General features: G+C 67.8%; 16 protein-coding genes. 2 read left to right on the top strand and 14 right to left on the bottom strand.

The features are described from left to right. Positions 1-64 precede the first annotated feature (64 nt). From AC1DPN_RS10095 to AC1DPN_RS10080, 4 genes are read right to left on the bottom strand one after another with little or no spacing between them, the layout of a single operon-like run. A complete protein-coding gene (locus AC1DPN_RS10095) occupies positions 65-1,030 on the bottom strand; it encodes an alpha/beta hydrolase fold domain-containing protein (protein ID WP_477084618.1) in 966 nt (321 codons plus the stop codon). Beyond that, positions 1,027-1,851 carry a carbohydrate ABC transporter permease gene (locus tag AC1DPN_RS10090; protein ID WP_477084617.1) on the bottom strand — a complete coding sequence of 275 codons (825 nt, stop codon included), beginning with the start codon at positions 1,849-1,851 and terminating at the stop codon, positions 1,027-1,029. Before AC1DPN_RS10090 ends, AC1DPN_RS10095 begins: the two co-directional genes overlap by 4 nt. A 3-nt stretch (positions 1,852-1,854) precedes the next feature. Then, complete coding sequence (locus AC1DPN_RS10085) at positions 1,855-2,820, bottom strand: carbohydrate ABC transporter permease (RefSeq protein ID WP_477084616.1); 966 nt, start codon at positions 2,818-2,820, stop codon at positions 1,855-1,857. Between the two features lies 1 nt (position 2,821). Further along, on the bottom strand, positions 2,822-4,192 hold the full coding sequence (locus AC1DPN_RS10080; RefSeq protein ID WP_477084615.1) for an ABC transporter substrate-binding protein: 1,371 nt from the start codon (positions 4,190-4,192) through the stop codon (positions 2,822-2,824). 166 nt (positions 4,193-4,358) lie between these two features. On the opposite strand from AC1DPN_RS10080, the gene AC1DPN_RS10075 reads away from it, so the two are divergent. Further along, positions 4,359-5,498, top strand: coding sequence for a LacI family DNA-binding transcriptional regulator (locus AC1DPN_RS10075; protein WP_477084614.1), 1,140 nt, complete (start codon positions 4,359-4,361; stop codon positions 5,496-5,498). A gap of 74 nt (positions 5,499-5,572) precedes the next feature. Here AC1DPN_RS10075 and AC1DPN_RS10070 read toward each other — a convergent pair whose 3' ends face one another. The 6 genes from AC1DPN_RS10070 to chvE form a co-directional block, all read right to left on the bottom strand. Continuing rightward, positions 5,573-6,901: a glycoside hydrolase family 32 protein gene (locus AC1DPN_RS10070; protein WP_477084613.1), complete on the bottom strand. Its 1,329-nt coding sequence runs from the start codon at positions 6,899-6,901 to the stop codon at positions 5,573-5,575. Positions 6,902-6,956: 55 nt separating this feature from the next. Further along, positions 6,957-7,736, bottom strand: a complete 780-nt coding sequence (locus AC1DPN_RS10065) for an ATP-binding cassette domain-containing protein (RefSeq protein WP_477084612.1) — start codon at positions 7,734-7,736, stop codon at positions 6,957-6,959. Positions 7,737-7,800: 64 nt separating this feature from the next. Continuing rightward, a complete protein-coding gene (locus tag AC1DPN_RS10060; RefSeq protein ID WP_477085187.1) occupies positions 7,801-8,997 on the bottom strand; it encodes an ROK family transcriptional regulator in 1,197 nt (398 codons plus the stop codon). 82 nt (positions 8,998-9,079) lie between these two features. Next, the gene (gene mmsB / locus AC1DPN_RS10055; protein WP_477084611.1) at positions 9,080-10,261 is read right to left on the bottom strand and encodes a multiple monosaccharide ABC transporter permease; all 1,182 of its coding nucleotides are present in this window, start codon (positions 10,259-10,261) and stop codon (positions 9,080-9,082) included. Then, positions 10,258-11,796, bottom strand: coding sequence for a multiple monosaccharide ABC transporter ATP-binding protein (mmsA, locus tag AC1DPN_RS10050; protein WP_477084610.1), 1,539 nt, complete (start codon positions 11,794-11,796; stop codon positions 10,258-10,260). Before mmsA ends, mmsB begins: the two co-directional genes overlap by 4 nt. A 96-nt stretch (positions 11,797-11,892) precedes the next feature. Next, positions 11,893-13,041: a multiple monosaccharide ABC transporter substrate-binding protein gene (gene chvE, locus AC1DPN_RS10045; RefSeq protein WP_477084609.1), complete on the bottom strand. Its 1,149-nt coding sequence runs from the start codon at positions 13,039-13,041 to the stop codon at positions 11,893-11,895. 386 nt (positions 13,042-13,427) lie between these two features. On the opposite strand from chvE, the gene AC1DPN_RS10040 reads away from it, so the two are divergent. Then, positions 13,428-13,916, top strand: coding sequence for a hypothetical protein (locus AC1DPN_RS10040; protein WP_477084608.1), 489 nt, complete (start codon positions 13,428-13,430; stop codon positions 13,914-13,916). A gap of 483 nt (positions 13,917-14,399) precedes the next feature. Here AC1DPN_RS10040 and AC1DPN_RS10035 read toward each other — a convergent pair whose 3' ends face one another. From AC1DPN_RS10035 to AC1DPN_RS10020, 4 genes are all read right to left on the bottom strand, one after another. Then, complete coding sequence (locus tag AC1DPN_RS10035) at positions 14,400-15,416, bottom strand: alpha/beta hydrolase (RefSeq protein ID WP_477084607.1); 1,017 nt, start codon at positions 15,414-15,416, stop codon at positions 14,400-14,402. 79 nt (positions 15,417-15,495) lie between these two features. Further along, on the bottom strand, positions 15,496-16,632 hold the full coding sequence (locus AC1DPN_RS10030) for a serine hydrolase domain-containing protein (RefSeq protein ID WP_477084606.1): 1,137 nt from the start codon (positions 16,630-16,632) through the stop codon (positions 15,496-15,498). A gap of 56 nt (positions 16,633-16,688) precedes the next feature. Next, on the bottom strand, positions 16,689-17,252 hold the full coding sequence (locus AC1DPN_RS10025; protein ID WP_477084605.1) for a hypothetical protein: 564 nt from the start codon (positions 17,250-17,252) through the stop codon (positions 16,689-16,691). A gap of 201 nt (positions 17,253-17,453) precedes the next feature. Then, positions 17,454-18,154: hypothetical protein (locus tag AC1DPN_RS10020; protein WP_477084604.1), on the bottom strand; the 701-nt coding region annotated here is incomplete at its 5' end.

The raw sequence follows: 18,154 nt of genomic DNA, 5'->3' as shown, positions 1-18,154 counted from the left end.
GAAGACTCCGTAGAGGGAAGGACGGCATCGGTCGGTCCAGCAGTGCTGCACAGCGTGCCCAGCCTCAGGCTGGGAGGAGGAGGAGCCGTTCGAGCCAGTTTGCTCGCGCGGCTCGAGCCGCGCGAGACAGCCGCGCACGCGGCGCGAGGCCGTCGAAACCGTGGACCGCACCCGGCCAGACGTGCAGCTCGGCGTCTCCGCCATGGGCCCAGATGCGCGCGGCGTAGTCGACGCACTCGTCCCGGAAGGTCTCCGCCGAGCCGACGTCGATGAAGGCGGGTGGAAGGCCGCGCAGGCTCATGGCTCGTGCCGCCGATGCGTACGCGGGAGTGTCCGGGCCTCCTGCAGCAGACCCCAGGTACGCCCCCCATGCTGTGGCGTTCGCGGCGCGGTCCCAGGACCCGGCACCCACCATCTGGTGCCCGGAGGCGCTGTCGTTGCGGTCGTCGAGCATCGGGCAGACGAGCAGCTGGCCGAGGAGGTGCGGGCCGCTGCGGTCTCTCGCCAGAAGTGCGACGGCTGCAGCGAGGCCACCGCCGGCGCTGACTCCGGCGACGACGACACGAGCCGGGTCGAGACCGAGGCTCGCCGCTTCGGTCGCGAGCCAGACCAGCGCGGCGTAGGCGTCCTCGACGGCCGCGGGGTACGGGTGCTCGGGAGCAAGTCGATACGCGACCGAGGCGACGGCCCAGCCGGGAGCGACGGACAACGCCGCGTCGATGTTGTCAGCGACGTCACCGACGACCAGACCGCCGCCGTGCAGGTGAAGAAGCACCGGAACCGACCCGGTGACGCCGACCGGTCGCACGAGCACGACACGAACGCCTCCCGCCGGACCGGGTGCACGGTGCTCGCTCACCGTGCACCCCGCGTCCGCTGCGACCGCTCGGATGTCGGGCGGCGCAGCGCGTGCACGCAGCGCGCCGACCTCGTCGGGCGCGAGCGAGACGACGACAAGGTCCGCCTGGTCGACCAGCGCTGCCGCGATCTCGGGATCGAGCGGTGGCCGATGGTGTGCGAAGCCCGTCAACCCTTCACCGAACCTTGCAGGAGCGCGGCGACGAACTGCCGCTGGAAGACGAGAAAGATGATCAGCGTCGGCGTGAGGATCAGGAGCGAACCAGCGCACAGCAGCGGGATGTCCGTCCCGTACTGGCCCTGGAATGCACCGAGTGCACCGGCCATCGTGCGTTTCAACGGGTCGTCGACGAGGACGACCGCCAGCAGGAACTGGTTCCAGGTCCATAGGAACATGAGGATGCCGAGAGAGGACAGGGCAGGCATCGACAGCGGTACGTGGATCTTCCAGAAGAGCTTCCAGGTGGAGGCGCCGTCGATGGCGGCCGCCTCGGACAGCTCTTCGGGCATGTTGATGAAGTGTGCGCGCATCCAGAAGACGGCGAACGGCATGTACAGGGCGATGAGCGGCAGGATGATCGCCCACCGCGTGTTGAGGAGTCCCATGGCGCGGACTTCCTCGTAGAGCGGCACGATGATGCCCTCGAACGGCAGAGTCAGGCCGAGGATGAACGCGAGGAAGATCCAGCGGCCGCCGGGCGGGCGCAGGTGACCCAGCGCGAAGCCCGCGAGGGTGCCGATGAGCAACGCGACGGGAACGACCCCGAGCTCGATGAGGAAGCTCGAGACCAGGAGCTTGCCCATCTGCGCCGACTGGAACGCGGTGGCGAAGTTCGACCAGTGCGGCGTCTCCGGCCACGAGAGCCCGAGCGGATAGGTGCCTGCCTCGTGCAGGGCGGTGAAGAACAGGCTCACGAAGGGCATGATCGTGACGATCATCAAGAGGACGAGAAGGATCCGGCCGATCCACTGCTCGCGTGCTGACACGATCATGGGTCACCGCTCCCTGGTGATGCGCTGCAGCGGCAGCACGACGATGAGGACCAGGACCATGAGCACCACGGCGAGCGCGGAGGCAGTCCCGATCTCTCGCTGGAAGAACGCCAGGTAGTAGATCTCCAGGCCCGGCACGAGCGTGCTGTTGCCGGGGCCTCCCTGCGTCGAGATGTAGATGATGTCGAAGCTGGCGAGCGCCGCGATGATCGTCACGGTGAGGCAGACGCCGACCTCCTGCCGCAGGCTCGGCAGCGTGATCGAGAAGAACTCCCTGAAGGGACCCGCCCCGTCGATCCGGGCAGCCTCGTAGAGCGACGGGTCGATCTTCGTCATACCTGCGAGCAGGAGGAGCATGCAGAGCCCGAAGAGGACCCATGCACCGATGACACCGACCGCGGGAAGGGCGGTGTCGAAGTCGCCCAACCAGGCCCGGGTGAGTGACCCGAGCCCGATCGCCCGCAGGAACTGGTTGACCAGACCGTCGGTCGACAGCAGCCAGCTCCACATGATGCCGGCGGCGACGAGCGGGATGATCTGCGGCAGGAACAGCACGGTGCGCGATGCCACCGCCAAGCGGCTGGTGGCGAACTTGCGGATCGTCGCCGCGGTCGCCAGCCCGAGCGCGACGGGGATGAAGCTGAAGAACACGATCAGCTCGAACGCGTTGACGATCGAGCCGAAGAGCTCAGGGTCTCGAAAGACCTTCGAGTAGTTGTCGAGCCCCACCCACGTGGCAGCCGTGACGCCGTTCCAGTCGTAGAACGAGTACTGGAACGTCAGGACGATCGACCGAAGGACGAACGTCGCGTAGAACGCGGCCGCGGGCACGACGAGGAGGAGAGCAAGCCATCCGCGACGCAGGCGCCGCGCTCGCAGAGCGCGGCGCCTGCTCTCGGAGGATGAGGGGTCCTCGTGCGAGATCCCGCGGCCGCCCGGCTTGGGCCGGACGAGCCGCTGGTCGGTCATGTCAGCTACCGATCTCGCTCTCGTAGTCCTTCTGGACTGCCGGGAGGAGCTCCTGCGGTGTGATCTCGCCGGCCACCAGCTTCTGCAGGTTGGGAGTCCAGCTCTTGGCATAGATCGAACCGGTCGCGTTCGCGATGAAGTCCATCGCGCCGTTGTCCTCGCTCACCTTCGCGCCGGCCTCGAGCGTCTGCGCGGTCACGGTGTTCGGGTCGACGTCGGGCATGAACGCGTCGGGTGCACCCATCGGGCGCGACCCTCCGACCTCGACGCCGATCGTGCGCGCCTGCTCGTCGGTCGCCGTCCAGTTCAGGAAGAACGCCGCACAGTCGGGGTTCTCTGCCTTCGCGGAGACTCCGTAGGTGAGCGGCGCCGACATCGCAGCCTGCGCTCCACCCTCGGTCGCGGACGGCATCAGGAAGAACCCGACGTTGCCCGCCATCTGCTTGTCGAGGTTCCCCGACTCCCAGTCGCCGTCGAAGATGAACAGGCTCTGGCCACCGATGAAGCGGCTCATCATCGTCGCGTAGTCGAGCGAGTTGGCGTCCTCGGCGAAGTAGCCGGCCTTGATCCACTCGTCGAGGTGCACCGCCGCTTCGGTGTTCGTGTCGGTGTCGATGGTGGCGTCGGCCTTCTGGAAGATCCAGTCGTTGATCGGAGTCGGCTCACCGTAGGCGGCCATGAGGTTCTGGAGGGGGAACGCCAGACCCCCGGTCGCGCCGCCGTTGAACTGGGCGATCGGCACGATGCCCGCAGCCTTGGCCTTCTCCAGGGAGGAGTCGAGCTCCTCCAGGCTCGTCGGGGCAGCCGTCATACCGATCTGCGCCGCCAGAGCCTTGTTGTAGAAGATGCCGGTGACCGACGAGTTGAGACCCATCGCGTAGAGCGGCCCCTCGCCTCGGCGGCCTTCGTCGTCGACGCGCATCTGCACCAGCTGGGTCGCGGGCCACTGGTCCCAGCCGAACGCCGAGGCGTACGGATCCAGGTTCAGCAGCAGCCCGTCCTTCGCCAGCTCGGACATCTGCGGGAGCCGCATCAGGTCGGGCGGGTCGTCCACCAGGACCCTGGGTGCGTTCTGGGTGATCACCGCGAACTGGTCCTCGCGGATGTCGAAGGTGACGTTCGGGTACTGCTTGGTGAACTCGTCGAACAGCGCCTTCGGCAGGGGGAACCCGGTCTCGATGTACGCCTTGAGCTCGACGGGGTCGGTGCCGCAGGTCGGCTCAGCGCCACTGGTGCTGGTGCTGCCGGAGGTGGGGTTCGAGTCTGCGTCGTCGGCGCCGGGCGCACTGCATGCGGCGGCGACCATGACGCTCGCGAGACACAGAGCCGCCGCGGTCGTGGCGCGACGGGTCCTCTTCTTGGTTCGAGACAACGGTGTCTCCCTCTCATTGAAGCGCGTCCCGGCGGGGCTGGCCGGATCGGTTGCTAAATCGGCTTAGCACCTCCGATACTCGCTAGGTGGAGCGCTCGATGTCAAGCAAGGCACGGTCACAGATCGGTCACGCGCCCGGATTGCCGACCGGCGCTCGGCTCGCGCGGTGCACGCTCGCGACCCGTCTAGGATCCGAGCTGACAGAAGGAGTGACGTGGCTCGAGGTCGAGTGACACTGGCGGACGTTGCGCGCGCGGCCGGCGTGTCTTCGACGACCGCTTCTCTGGTGCTGTCGGGGCGGGGCGACGAGCTGCGCATCTCCCGAACGGTCCAGGACAAGGTTCGCGACGCCGCCGCGGAGCTCTCCTACCGGCCCAACATCGTGTCCATCGGGCTGCGCAAGGGAAAGACGCGCACGTTGGGTCTTGTCTCCGACACCGTCGCCACCTCGCAGCTCGCCGGAGACATGATCAAGGGAGCGATCGAAGCTGCGCGGGACCACGGCTTCATGCTGTTCATCGGTGAGACCGAGGGCGACGCCGAGATCGAGGCCTCTCTGCTCGAAGCGATGCACGACCGGCAGGTCGACGGGATCATCCTGACCTCGATGTACACGCGTACGCGATCGGTACCTGCCCTTCTCGACCGTGTGCCGACGGTCCTGCTCAACACGCTCTCGACCAAGCCGACGGTCGCACCCGCAGTCGTGCCGGACGAGATCGAGGCGGGTCGGGCCGCCGCGCGACTCCTGCTCGCAGCCGGACACCGTGAGATCCACCTGATCGGTGCCGGCCCGGAGCCGGAGGACGTGCCGCCCGGCGGCGTCGCCGGGGTCGAGCGACTCGCCGGGATCCGTGAGGTTCTCGCTGCCTCCGGGCTGAGGCCGGCCTCCGGGCACCTGTGCGACGACTGGTTGCCGCCCATCGGCTGGAGGGCGACGCGCGATCTTCTCGTGAGGCATCCGACACCGGGCGCGATCATCTGCTTCAACGACCGGCTCGCCTTCGGCACCTACCAAGCCCTTCAGGAGGCCGGCCTGCGGATCCCCGACGACGTCTCCGTCGTCTCGTTCGACGACTACCCGATGGCCGAGTGGCTCCGGCCGGGTCTCTCGTCGTTCGCGATCCCGCACGAGCAGCTCGGACGCCGTGCCGTCGAGCTGCTGATCGAGGCGGTCCAGGACGGGATCGGCTCCGAGCCCGGGCGGGTCCACCGGTATCCGTTGCCCTTGCATGCGCGGGAGTCGGTGGCGTCGGCATCGCACACGTCGAGACGACCGGACGTGGTGTCCCGGCTCGCCGAGTAGCTCACGCCGTGTCGGCCTCGGCCGTAGGCGTCTCCGGCACTCCTAGGCACTGCCTCGCCTGACACCACGACTCGCTACGCCCGCTCCACCGTGAGCTCGGTGAGCGGCGCATCAGGGAAGACCTGTTCCGTGAACGTGGTGACTCCGTCGACGTAGACCTCGAAGATGCTGGCGTCCACCACGATCCGCAGCCGGTTCTCGTCGTGCGGGAGCAGCGCCGCGACGGCTACGGACATGAAGTCGACCCGGAGATCGACCGGCGCACACCGCGATCGATCGACCGTGACGGTGCCCACCTCGCGGTCGACCATGACCGCTACCTCGGACGAGCCTGCATCGCCAGCGGTGTGCAGACGGACGCGCCCGCTGGCGCCGAGCGTCACGTCGTGCACGGTGACGACACCGGACCGGGTGGGAACGACGGGCGCCTGATGCAGAACGAGCTGACCGTCGTCGCGGCGGACGAACGTCAGAGTGCGGGCAAGGCTCATGGCCGACCGCCACGGGTGCGTCGGCACGCGTTCGGCGTACGCCCAGGAGCTCGCCCAGCCGATCGTGATCGCAGCACCGTCCGGCGCGTCGTTGAAGGACACGGCCGCGTAGTAGTCGTGTCCGTGATCGAGCCAGTCCGGCTCGGGTCGGGTCGGGATGAAGCGGTAGCCGTCGAAGTCACCGACGAAGAACTGGGTACCGGACCCACCGGTCGCGCCGCCCGGGCTCAGGCTGACGATCAGCGCCCACGCGTGCACGGCTTCGTCGCGTACCGGCACGTGAACCAGGTCGGGGCACTCCCAGATGCCTCCGACGTTTCCGGCCGGCCCGAAGGTCGACGCCCGGCTCCACGTCGTGAGGTCCGGCGACGTGTAGATGTGGACCCGGTGGTCGTGCGGCTCGGCGATCGCCATCACCCAGTGCCCGTCGTCGCCGCCGAACCAGAACACCTTGGGGTCCCGGAAGTTCGCGAGACCCTCGTCGAGCACCGGGTTGTGAGCGCTCCGCTCGAACGTGTAGCCCCCGTCGAGGCTGACGGCGAGCGACTGCGCCTGGACTCCCTCGCGCGCCGACCCGGGCCTGTAGGCGCTCGTGTAGACGGCGACGATCGCGCCCGGGCCGAAACCGGCGGTGTTGCGCACGTCGACGACCGCGCTGCCGGAGTAGACCATCTCGTCGTCCGTGGCGGGGATCGCCACCGGCTGTTCCGTCCAGGTCACCAGGTCGGGCGACGTCGCGTGCCCCCAGGCGATGTCACCCCACTGGTCGCCGTACGGGTTGTTCTGGAAGTACAGGTGGTAGATGCCGTCGTGGAAGACGAGGCCGTTCGGGTCGTTGAGCCATGTGTCTGCGGCGGTGAAGTGCGCCCGGGGACGCCACAGCGGTGTCGGCCTCGTCGCGTCGTCCGGCATGCGAGCAGTGTGCCAGGCCACGACCTCTCGACCGGTCCTGCGTCGGATCCCCGCGTCAGCGGTACGCGGCGATCCGCTTGATGACCTCGTCGTCGGCGGACGTGGCTCCCGTGATCGCCGCGAGAATCGACTCGTAGCTGGCATCAGCGGCGTCGAAGGACCCGTTGTTGCGCCCGTGACGGAGCACCACGATGCGGTCGGAGACCGCGCGGACGTCGTTCATGTTGTGGCTGATGAGGATGACGCCGTGGCCCAGCTCGCGGAGCCGCTCGATGTAGGTCAGCACCTCCGCGGTCTGGGCGACCGAGAGGGCGGCCGTGGGTTCGTCGAGCACCACGAGGCGCGGCGAACCGATGAGGGTGCGGGCGATCGCGACGGCCTGCCGCTGCCCGGCCGACAGCTCGGACAGCGGGGTGCGCACCGAAGGGATGCGGCTGGTGAGGTCGCGAAGGAGCCGTCGGGCGACCTGCTCCATCTGGCCGTCGTCGAGCAGCATGCCGTCGGTCAGCTCGCGGCCGAGGAAGATGTTCGACGTCACGTCGAGGTTGCCGCACAGGGCCAGGTCCTGGAACACGGTCGCGATGCCCAGGGCGTGCGCCGCCGACGGCGACGGGATCGTCTGTTCCTCGCCGTCGATCTCCACCAGGCCCGAGTCGGGCTGGATGACACCCGAGATCACCTTGGCGAGAGTCGACTTGCCGGCTCCGTTGTCACCGACCAGCGCGACGACCTGGTGGGCATAGACGTCGAGGTCGACGCCGATGAGCGCCTCGACGGCACCGAACCGCTTGGTGATCTGCCGGAGCGAGAGCAGCGGCACGCGACTTGCGATCATGCTCGGTCACCTGCTCTCCGTTGGGCACGTGGTACGGGTAGTGAAGTCGCGCAACGTGTTCGCGTCAATCGTCTGCACCCGACTCGCTCGTCGTGGGTGAAGGCTCGGCCGACCGCGCCACGAAGTCCGTGGACCGGAACACCATCTCCAGCGCACCGATCACCTCGGCGCGTTCTCCCAGCTGGGCAGGCACCACCTCGAGCGGGGCGATCTGGTTGAGAAGGACCCGTTGCCGGATCGCTTCCCGCAACGGGCCGAGCAGGAGCTCACCCGTCTCCGCGAGCTCTCCGCCGACGACGACGGCCTGGGGGTTCAGGGCGATGGCGAGCCCGGCGACGACGACTCCGATCGTCGACCCCGCGTCGGCGATGACTCGTGCGCACCCGAGGTCGCCCTCGATCGCACCCTGGACGACGTCCCGCAGCGTCATCGGGCCGTGACTCACGCGCAGGGGTTCGATGAGTGCGGCCGCTCCCACGACGGTGTCGAGGCAGCCCCGGCTGCCGCACCGGCAGATGCTTCCCGCCGGGTCCACCTGTACATGACCGATCTCGCCTGCCGTGCCGGCAAAGCCCTGATGCACCTGCCCGCCGAGGACGATGCCCGCGCCGATCGTGTACGACGCACGCACGTAGACGGAGTCGCGGTAGAGCCGGGAGGCGCCTTGCACGCTCTCCGCAAGTGCGCCGAGGTTGGCGTCGTTGTCCACGAACACCGAGCACCCCAGCCGCTTGGCCAGGACATGACCGATGTGCACCTCGTCCCAGCCGCGCAGGACCCCGCGCACCGACACCATCCCGGTCGCGCCGTCCACCGGCGCCGGCAGTGCGACGCCGATGCCCACCACCTCGTCGAGCGACGACCCCACCCGCTCCAGCAGGTCCGAGATGAGCAGTGCGGCCCGGTCGAGACTGGTGTCCATCCGGTGCTCGTGGGGAAGCGGCAGGGTCTGCTCGGCGACGACCTCGTGCGTGACGTCGCCGAGCGCGACCCGGAGCTGCCGAACCCCGATGTGGATGCCGATCGCGAGGCCGACCCGGTGCGCGATGGTGACCATCTGTGCCCGACGACCGCTACGGGTCGTGTTGCGGGTGTCGACGACCCCTGCCGAGAGCAGCTCCTTGACGATCGTGGAGATCGTCGCGGTCGAGAGACCGGTCGCCCCGGCGAGCTCGACCTGGGTGAGCCCGCCGTGGCGTTGGACCGTCTCGACGATGAGTGCGCGGTTGGCCTCGCGCAGCGCGGACTGCGAGCCCGCCATCGCTACCCGCCCTTCCACGCTCGCGAGCATAGACTCACGGCCTTACCGTTTCCGGGCTATCCGGGCGGTGTTGATCCCCAGGTCAGCGGGCTGCGTTCGCCCGCCGCTTGTTGAAGATGTCGAACGCCACGGCCAGCAGCAGGACGAGGCCCTTGACCACCTGCTGCACCGCCTGGTCGATCCCCATCAGCTGCATGCCGTTGCTCATGACGCCGACGAGCAGGCCACCCACGATCGCGCCGGAGATCCGCCCGACGCCGCCGGTCGTCGATGCTCCACCGATGAAGCAGGCGGCGATCGCGTCGAGCTCGAACATGTTCCCGGCTCCCGGCTGAGCACCGTTCGATCGGGACGAGTAGACGACGCCGGCGACGGCGGCGAGCAGGCCCATGTTCACGAAGATGAGGAAGTTGACCCGCGGCACCTTCACGCCGGAGAGCTGAGCCGCCGACAGGTTGCCTCCGATGGCGTACACGTGTCGCCCGAACTTCGTCTTCGTCGTGAGGATCGAGTAGATGATGACCAGCGCGCCCAGGATGATCAGGACGATCGGGAGACCGCGGCTCCGGGAGAGCTGGTAGGCGAACGCCATGATGACGATCCCGACGACGGCGATCTTGGCGACGAAGATCGGCATCGTCTCGACCGCCTGCTGGTAACGAATCCGGCCCTGGCGGCTGCGGACCTGGCTGACGGCGTACCCCACCACGGCGACTGCACCGATGAGGATGGTGAACACGTCGAAGCCGTTGCCGCCGAGGAAGCCGTTCAGGAACCCACCGGCGATGCGCTGGTACTCGGCCGGGAACGGAGACAGGGAGACGTTGTCGAGGACCTTGAGGGTCAGGCCGCGGAAGATGAGCATCCCCGCGAGCGTGACGATGAACGCCGGGATCCCGACGTACGCCACCCAGAGCCCCTGCCACATGCCGCACAGGAGCCCGACCGCGAGCCCGGCAAGGACGCCGACCCACCAGGGCTGGCCGTGCCGGATGACGATGACGGCTGACACCGATCCCGTCAGAGCGACCAGCGAGCCGACCGAGAGGTCGATGTGGCCGGCGATGATGACGATCATCATGCCGATCGCCAGGATCAGGATGTAGGAGTACTGCAGCACGATGTTGGTGACGTTGCCGGGGCTCAGCAGCGTCCCCCCCGTGAGGATCGTGAACAGGCCCACGATCAGGATGAACGCGACGAAGATGCCGCTCTGCCGCAGATTCCTCGTGAAGAGGTCCTTCAGGCCTACTACTGCGGTCATCGGACCGGGCCCCTTTCCTTCGTCATGAGCTCCATCAGGTTTTCCTGTGTCGCGTGTTCCTTGTCCATCACGCCGGTGACCCGGCCGGCCGAGAGCGTGTAGATCCGGTCGCACATGCCGAGGAGCTCAGGCAGCTCGGACGAGATGAGGACCACGGCCCGGCCGGACTCGGCCAGCTTGTTGATGAGGGTGTAGATCTCGTACTTGGCGCCGACGTCGATCCCGCGTGTGGGCTCATCGAGGATGAGCACCTGGGGATCGGTGAACAGCCACTTGCTGAGCACGACCTTCTGCTGGTTGCCGCCTGAGAGCTTGCCCGTCACCGACATCACGGTGGGGGCCTTGATGTTCATGCTCTGGCGGTACTGCTCGGCGACCTTGATCTCCTCGTTGGCGTTCACGAAGCCTGCGCGCGAGATCTGGTCCAGGTTGGCCGACGAGATGTTGGTGCGGATGTCCTCGATGAGGTTGAGGCCGAACTTCTTGCGGTCCTCGGTGGCGTAGGCGATGCCGTGCCGGATGGCCTCGTCGACGGTGCGCGTCTGGATCTCCTTGCCGTGCAGGAAGACCTGGCCCGTGATGTCGCGGCCGTAGGAGCGCCCGAACAGAGACATGGCCAGCTCGGTGCGCCCGGCGCCCATGAGTCCGGCGATGCCGACGATCTCTCCGGCACGCACCGACAGCGAGGCGCCGTCCACGACGATGCGTTCCGCCTGCGTCGGGTGACGGACGGTCCAGTTCTCGATCCGGAGCACCTCGTCGCCGATGGCGGGCTCGTGCGGGGGGAACCGGTGACCCAGGTCCCGGCCGACCATCCCGCGGATGATCCGCTCCTGCGTGACCTCGTCGGCCACCATGTCGAGGGTCTCGACCGTCCGACCGTCGCGGATGATCGTCGTCGTGTCCGCGATCTCGGCGATCTCGTTGAGCTTGTGGGAGATCATGATCGAGGTGATCCCCTGCGCCTTCAGCTGGCGCAGGAGGTCCAGCAGGTGCTCGGAGTCGTTGTCGTTCAACGCGGCCGTCGGCTCGTCCAGGATGAGGAGCTTGACCTCCTTGGACAGCGCCTTGGCGATCTCGACGAGCTGCTGCTTGCCGACGCCGAGCTGGCCGACCGGGGTGACGGGAAGCTCGTCGAGCCCCACCCGGGCGAGCAGGTCGGCGGCCTGGGAGTTCGCCAGGTTCCAGTCGATCAGACCGCGGCGGACGCGCTCGTTGCCGAGGAAGATGTTCTCGGCGACGGACAGGTACGGGACGAGCGCGAGCTCCTGGTGGATGATCACGATCCCGCGTGCCTCGGAGTCGTTGATCGACCCGAACTGCACCTCTTCGCCGTCGAAGATGATCGAACCCTCGTAGGTGCCGTGTCCGTACACGCCGGACAGGACCTTCATCAGCGTCGACTTGCCGGCGCCGTTCTCCCCGCAGATCGCGTGGATCTCGCCCCTCTGGACGCTGATCGACACGTCCTGCAGGGCCTTGACGCCGGGGAACGTCTTGGTGATGGACTGCATCTCCAGAATGGATGTCGCCATGGCGGCCTCCACCATCCTTCGTGTGGTCGTGGGCGCGCCCCCACGCCGACCGGACGCTGCCGGCCGGCGTGGGGAGCACGATCCCTGCAGGGTGGGTCAGGAAGCCTGGCCGCTGGCGACCTCGTCCTCGGTCCAGTAGCCCGAGTCGATCAGCAGGCTCTGGATGTTGTCCTTGTAGACGATGTCGGAGTCGAGCAGGAAGGACGGGACGACCTTCACGCCGTTGTCGTACGTCTCGGTGTCGTTCGCCTCGGGCTCCTTGCCGGCAAGGAAGTCCTCAGCCGAGGTGACGGCCTGGTCGGCGAGCTTGCGGGTGTCCTTGAAGATCGAGGCGTACTGCACGCCGTCGTTGATGAGCTTGACGGACGCGATCTCGGCGTCCTGGCCCGTCACGATCGGGAGACCCGCGTCGAGGCCCGGACCGTACCCGGCGTTCTGCAGGGCGGTGATGATGCCGCGGGACAGGCCGTCGTACGGAGAGAGGACACCCTGGACCTTGGAGCCGTCCGAGTAGGTCGACGTGAGGAGGTCTTCCATACGCTTCTGCGCCGTCTCCTGCAGCCAGCGCAGGGTGGCGACCTGCTCGATCTTCGTCTGACCGGACTTCACGACGAGCGTCTTGTCGTCGATGTACGGCTGCAGCGTGTCCATCGCGCCCTGGTAGAAGAAGTGCGCGTTGTTGTCGTCCAGGGAGCCGGCGAACAGCTCGATGTTGAACGGACCCGTCGCGTCGCCCTCCGAGCCGTCGGCGTTGAGGATGCCCAGACCGACGAGCAGCGAGGTCGCCTGCTGGATGCCGACCTTGTAGTTGTCGAACGTGACGTAGAAGTCAACGTTCTCGCTGTCCCGGATGAGGCGGTCGTACGCGATCACCGGGATGTCCTTGTCCGCGGCGGCCTGCAGCTGGGTGGCCAGTGCGGTGCCGTCGATCGAGGCGAGGATCAGCAGGTCGGCGCCCTTAGTGATCATCTGGTCGATCTGCTGCTGCTGCGTGGGGATGTCGTTGTTCGCGTACTGGAGGTCGACCTTGTAGCCGGCGTCCTCGAGGCCCTTCTTGACGGCGTCGCCGTCCGCGATCCATCGCTCGGACTCCTGGGTCGGCATGGCGACACCGATGGTGAGCTCGCCCGTGTCGGCCGGAGCCCCGGTGCTCTCGTCGTCGGTGCTGCCTGCGCCGCTGCCCGAGCATGCGGCCAGGGAGAGCGCGAAGATCGCACCCACCGCGGCAAAGGTGATCCGTCGCATTGCTGTGCTCCTACTCGTCGTTGAGGGAGGTCCGAGGTGGGACCTGCCGGCCGGACCCCGGGTGATCGCGAGCGACCTGACGATTCGCTGCGATCCGGTGTCCGACTACGCCGCCGCAGTGCGTGGCTGCGGCGATGCAGCGGGCCTAGATTGATACGTTCGGTTCGCGAAGTCAATGGAAAACGGCGGTTTTGGTTTGTATCTGTTTGATAACGGGGAGGTTTGGTGCCGGTTTCGCTAGGATGTTGCCCCGTGAGTTCGACACACGAACACACCCGGACGGGTGAGCGCGGCTGCGCTGGAGAACGTCTCCACCCCAGGGACTCGAGCCGTAGACACCAACCTGTCGAGGTAGTCACAGCGACCAGACGTGGCAGGCTGGGAGCGTGAGCCTGTTCCGTCGCCGCCGACCGGTCGTTCCGCTCGACATCGTCGACGGGTTCGAAGCCGCTGAAGGCCGCGCACTGCAGCGGTCGCTGACGGCCGCGCTCCTGGCACACGAGCGCACCGCCCGCCACGACCTGCCGACCCTGCTCGAGATCGGACGCGGCTCAGGCGAAGCCCTCGTCGTGATCTGGCGCAACCTGATCGTCGGGTTCGTCCCTCCCGACTGCGCGATGCAGTTCCAGGAGGTGCTGGCGGCCGACCCCCGAGCCGTGGTCACCGTCCGGGGCGTCGTGCGCCACGACGGCGAGCTCTGGCGCGTGTGGGTCGGGAGCCCGCCCGACGAGGAGCTCCAGGAGTTGACCACCCACCACGACACCCTGCCCGGTCCGGAACTCACCCTCCTCGGAATCCCGCTTCGCCGACGCGGCACAGCAGTCCCGGTCTGGCCGACGGACAAGCCGCTCGCCGACCCCGACGGCGGAGCGTGACGCTGGGCAGTCCGTCCGCTCAGGTACCCGGCGAGTCGTTGCCGGTCGGGCAAAACAGAAGGTCAGGGGCTTGCTAGGTGTCCCTAGAAGCCCCTGAACTGCGCTTTCACTGTCGGGCTGACTGGATTTGAACCTGCGACTCCATGAACAACCCGGGGCCGACAGCCTCTCCCCCGACAGCTCGCACCATCCGGTGCAACCGTGTGTGATCTGCGCATCTACTCACCTAGGCATCACTCGAACACCCGTCTTGCCACGCAGATCGGGGAGAACTCGACTGAGACGCGGGTGATCAGTCCGGGTGCGGGGCGGCGCATCACAGCCCGATATCGAACCGCGCAGCCCGCTCAACCTTCGCGCGTTCTTTGACCCACCGACCGCAAACGGGGCCCTCGTCAGGGGTAGATGAGCGGCCGAGGTGGCAGCGCGCCGGCCGGCGCCGCCGGGCCACCGACTCGGCGACGTTGGCCTGTCGATTCATGGTCAGCCTCCGGTGCACGTGGCTCCGGCGGCGATGAGGTCGTCGGGGCAGGGTGGAAGGGTGGCGTTTGCGGCGCGGATGGATTCCGAGACCGCTGTCGTGGCGGCGACCACGGCAGCCGGGTGGCGGATCGGGATGTCGTGGAAGGAGTCGTCGACGATCGCGTGCAGCGAGTTGTCCGAGATGGTGGCCGCCTGGAGCTGCAGGTCGTGCCACACCTTGTGGCCCTCCTCAGGAGCATCCACGAATGGCTGGCCGATGCCCGGCCACCACCCGAGGCGCTCGGCCTCAAGGACGATGACGGGCCGGTTGCCCATGTCGGGACCTTCGCCGACGGAGGGCAACCAGATCGGGGCGCCGGCGACGTCCCCCGCGGTTTGGAGCGGTGAGCTGGCGTCGACGAGGACCAGGCCGGCGACGTGCTCGGGATGCTGTGCCGCGGCGGTCCGGGCAACCAGCCCGCCGTACGACCAGCCAGTGAGCAGGTAGGGGCCGGGCTCGCCGAGGACTTGCAGCATGGCCAGCATCTCCTGGGCGTGCTGCTCGGGGGCCGAGGCTGCTAGGCCGGGCGACAGGCCATTCCCGGGACGGTCGAACAGGCAGACCCGGTTGGACTCGGACTGCGCGACGGCGGCCTGCGACCAGCTCACGGCTGCCGGGCCACCCCAACCGTCCAGGTACACCACCGTGGGCGCGCCCTGCCCGATGCACGCCGCCGCCTGCTCCACCCCGGCGACCGACACCATCGTCCAGGGCACCGAGGCGACGTCCCGCCGCAGCTGCTGCCAGACAGCCTGGTCCATGTCGGGGAACTCAGCCTCGGGGTCGTCGGGCAGCAGGGCGGTGACAGCGTCGACCGGGATCTCCGCGCCGTTCGATCCGGACGACGACGGCGATGGGTCGGGTGGGCTCCCGGTGGTACAGCCGGCGAGCAGCGCGGCTGTGCAGATGGGTACTGCCAGGAGCCCTCGGCGACCACGCCGGGTCGGTGTCACGGTGTGGATGGATCTGGTGGTCATGTCGATCTCCTCGCTCAGGTCGTCCTGCCGGCCCGTCGCGCCGCCGCGCCAGGCCTGGCCTCAGGGGCCTGGCCGCTCCTCAGGGGTTCTCACGTGCAAGCTGCGCCGCGGTCATGGCGAGCGGCTCGAGGTCTGGCGACGCCTGACGGTTGGTGAGCAGCGCCACCGTGATGTGGTCGTCGGGGTACCGCGCGAGGTAGGTCGAGAAGCCGTTGATCCCGCCGGCGTGCTGGACGACCGTCGAGCCATCGTCATCGCCGACGACCTGGCCGTAGGCATAGCCGACTCCGTCGGCGACCTCGACGAGCGGCGTGAAGTAGCGGGCAATGTCCATCGCGGGCGCCAGCCGCTCCGTGTACAACGCCTCCTGCCAGCGGTTGAGATCCAGGACCGTCGAGTACAGACCGCCGGCCGCATAGGGCACCGACATGTCAAGCGGATCTGCGACATTGAAGTCGGACGAGTAGCCGGTGGCCAGCCCCGGGGTATCGGCGTCCTCGTATCCGGAGTCCTGCATCCTCAGCGGGCCAAAGATCTCGTCCTGCAGGTACGTCGCGTAGGGATTCCCGGACACCTTCTCGATCGCCATTCCGAGCAGCACGTAGCCCGTGTTCGTGTAGCTGAACGACTCGCCGGGCTCCCCCGTGAGCGGGATGTCGGAAACGCGCGCCACGGTCTGGGCGGGCGTGAGTGCCTTAAGGATGTCGAAGTCCGGTTGGTCAGTGAAGTCAGCGATCCCCGACGTATGGCCGAGCAGGTGCTCGATGGTCACGACCTTCCAGGCCTCGGGGCAGTCGTCGATGTAGTCGCAGATCGAGTCGCTGCGCTCGAGGAGCCCACGAGACTCAAGGATGAGAATCGCCATCGCGGTGAACTGCTTGGTGATCGAACCAAGCCGGAACCGAGTCCCCGGGGTGTTGGCGCGGTTCGAGGCGGCATCGGCCATGCCGAATCCCTTGGCATACAGGATCTCGCCGTCCTTGGCCACCAGGGCAGCGCCGTTCAGGTCGGCGCCCAGCAACTGATCAAGCCTCGCCTCGAGGGTCGGCACCGCGACCGCGGAGGCGACCGTCGGGTTTGGCAGTGCTGACGTGGGCACACTCGGTGACGGGCCGCTCGCACAGCCCGCGACGACGATCAAGGCCACGATGCAGATGGCGGATCGCTTCACATGAAGCCACTCACCGCCGTTCATCGGGCTTGTCGACTCGTCCATCTGCGTGTCCTTTCGGTTCGGATCGGCCGGGCTGACTGCTCGAGCCCTGGACCGGATCAATGGCGCACGTAGACGTTGACGTGGTCGCCCTCGAGCGCGAACCGGATGACACTGCCCTTCAGGTCGGCGAAGACTCCCTGGGGGACGGAGCCGTACAACGGCCCCAGGTCAGCGATCGGGTCGGAGCCCTTCGGCGAACACGCCTCGGCACCAATCCCCTCCCTGAGCCCCTGGCCGGGGTGGGCCACGAGCACGCAGGTCGTGCCGTTTCGAGACTCTCCGCTCCAGACACTGAGGCCCCCCACGTCCTCATAGCGCCGCATCCCATCGGCACTGAGACCCAGCGCGTCGAGAGTGCCGTGCATGTCCTTCGGCTCATCGGCGTCCGCACCGACCGACTCCAGTGCGAGCACGACCGGCAGGATGCTCGCCGTGTCGGTCGCGCCGTCGGGCACGTCGGGCGGCGTGGTGAGGCCCAGCCGGCCCGAGGTGACGATCACGACGGCCGCCGCACCGACGAGTGCTGCCGACCAGCGCCACGCCGTCCCGCGACGCCGGCGACGCTGCTCGAGAGGCGCGGCCGACGCGTCGGGGGGTTCGACGAGCTCGACGTCGGTCATCCTGACCACCCGGTTCCGCCTTGCGGATCGCTTCGCCACCATCGGACTTCCTCCGCGGCCGTACCGCACTCAGCACTCCGTGTGACCCCTCACAGCGCGGTGCATCGAACACCTGTTCGACCCTCGCTCGCACGGGGTCAGCATCACGTCGACGGCAGGCTCAAGATTTCTCACCGCTGAGGGCGAGGACTGGGCCGACCGTCACTCGTCGGGTCTGACGAACTCGATCGAGTCGAAGATGGCGCGTGCCTCTTCGGTCAGCGCCGGATTGGTCGAAGGGTCGGATCCCACCATGATCACGGCGCGCTCGCCGTTCAGGTCGACCGCTCGGTAGGTATCGTGCACGCCCACAGTTGCGTACCGTCTTCCGTTGCAGCTCTGCGCGAAATCCGAGTAGCTGCACAACGTGCCCTCGTCGCAGGCGGTGAAGTCGACGTCACTTTCGGCGGCGTTGTCGAACTCGAAGCCGGCGTAGTCGCCGACCATGACCTCGACGGCAGGGGTGCTCACCGTTGACGCCTGCGCCGCCATCGCCTCGACGAACACTTCAGCCGTCGGATCGATCTGGACGAGCGCGCCCTTCCAGGCGCATGCGTCCGTCGGGACATAGTCGACGGGGTAGAACCACAGGTAGACATCCCATGTATTCGGTTGGAGATCCGGGTCGTCCTTGCCCAGGCTCGCGCCGTCGAAGGTCTCCCAGCCGTCTGAGATGGTGATCTCGAAGGGCACCGGGTAGCCGGTCACGAGGTAGGTGCCAGCGTCGATGGAGCCGCTCTGCGGGAACGGTGCGATCGTGTCAGCCTCCGCGGTCGGTGCGGGGGCCGGCGGTTCGGTCGCGGTGCACGCGGCGAGGCCGACGCACGCCAGTAGAGCGGCGGCAACACCCACCCGCCGCGAGC

Source organism: Cellulomonas sp. P4_H4, assembly GCF_056400865.1.
The sequence above is the reverse complement of the archived record's forward strand: the minus strand, read 5'-3'. Positions and strand labels throughout refer to the sequence as shown.

Excerpts from the sequence above, each read along its gene's own strand:
- AC1DPN_RS10090 (WP_477084617.1), bottom strand. The coding sequence starts at position 1,851 with ATGATCGTGTCAGCACGCGAGCAGTGGATCGGCCGGATCCTTCTCGTC.
- AC1DPN_RS10085 (WP_477084616.1), bottom strand. The coding sequence starts at position 2,820 with ATGACCGACCAGCGGCTCGTCCGGCCCAAGCCGGGCGGCCGCGGGATC.
- AC1DPN_RS10070 (WP_477084613.1), bottom strand. The coding sequence starts at position 6,901 with ATGCCGGACGACGCGACGAGGCCGACACCGCTGTGGCGTCCCCGGGCG.
- AC1DPN_RS10065 (WP_477084612.1), bottom strand. The coding sequence starts at position 7,736 with ATGATCGCAAGTCGCGTGCCGCTGCTCTCGCTCCGGCAGATCACCAAG.
- AC1DPN_RS10060 (WP_477085187.1), bottom strand. The coding sequence starts at position 8,997 with ATGGCGGGCTCGCAGTCCGCGCTGCGCGAGGCCAACCGCGCACTCATC.
- mmsB (WP_477084611.1), bottom strand. The coding sequence starts at position 10,261 with ATGACCGCAGTAGTAGGCCTGAAGGACCTCTTCACGAGGAATCTGCGG.
- mmsA (WP_477084610.1), bottom strand. The coding sequence starts at position 11,796 with ATGGCGACATCCATTCTGGAGATGCAGTCCATCACCAAGACGTTCCCC.
- chvE (WP_477084609.1), bottom strand. The coding sequence starts at position 13,041 with ATGCGACGGATCACCTTTGCCGCGGTGGGTGCGATCTTCGCGCTCTCC.
- AC1DPN_RS10035 (WP_477084607.1), bottom strand. The coding sequence starts at position 15,416 with ATGACCACCAGATCCATCCACACCGTGACACCGACCCGGCGTGGTCGC.
- AC1DPN_RS10030 (WP_477084606.1), bottom strand. The coding sequence starts at position 16,632 with ATGGACGAGTCGACAAGCCCGATGAACGGCGGTGAGTGGCTTCATGTG.
- AC1DPN_RS10025 (WP_477084605.1), bottom strand. The coding sequence starts at position 17,252 with ATGACCGACGTCGAGCTCGTCGAACCCCCCGACGCGTCGGCCGCGCCT.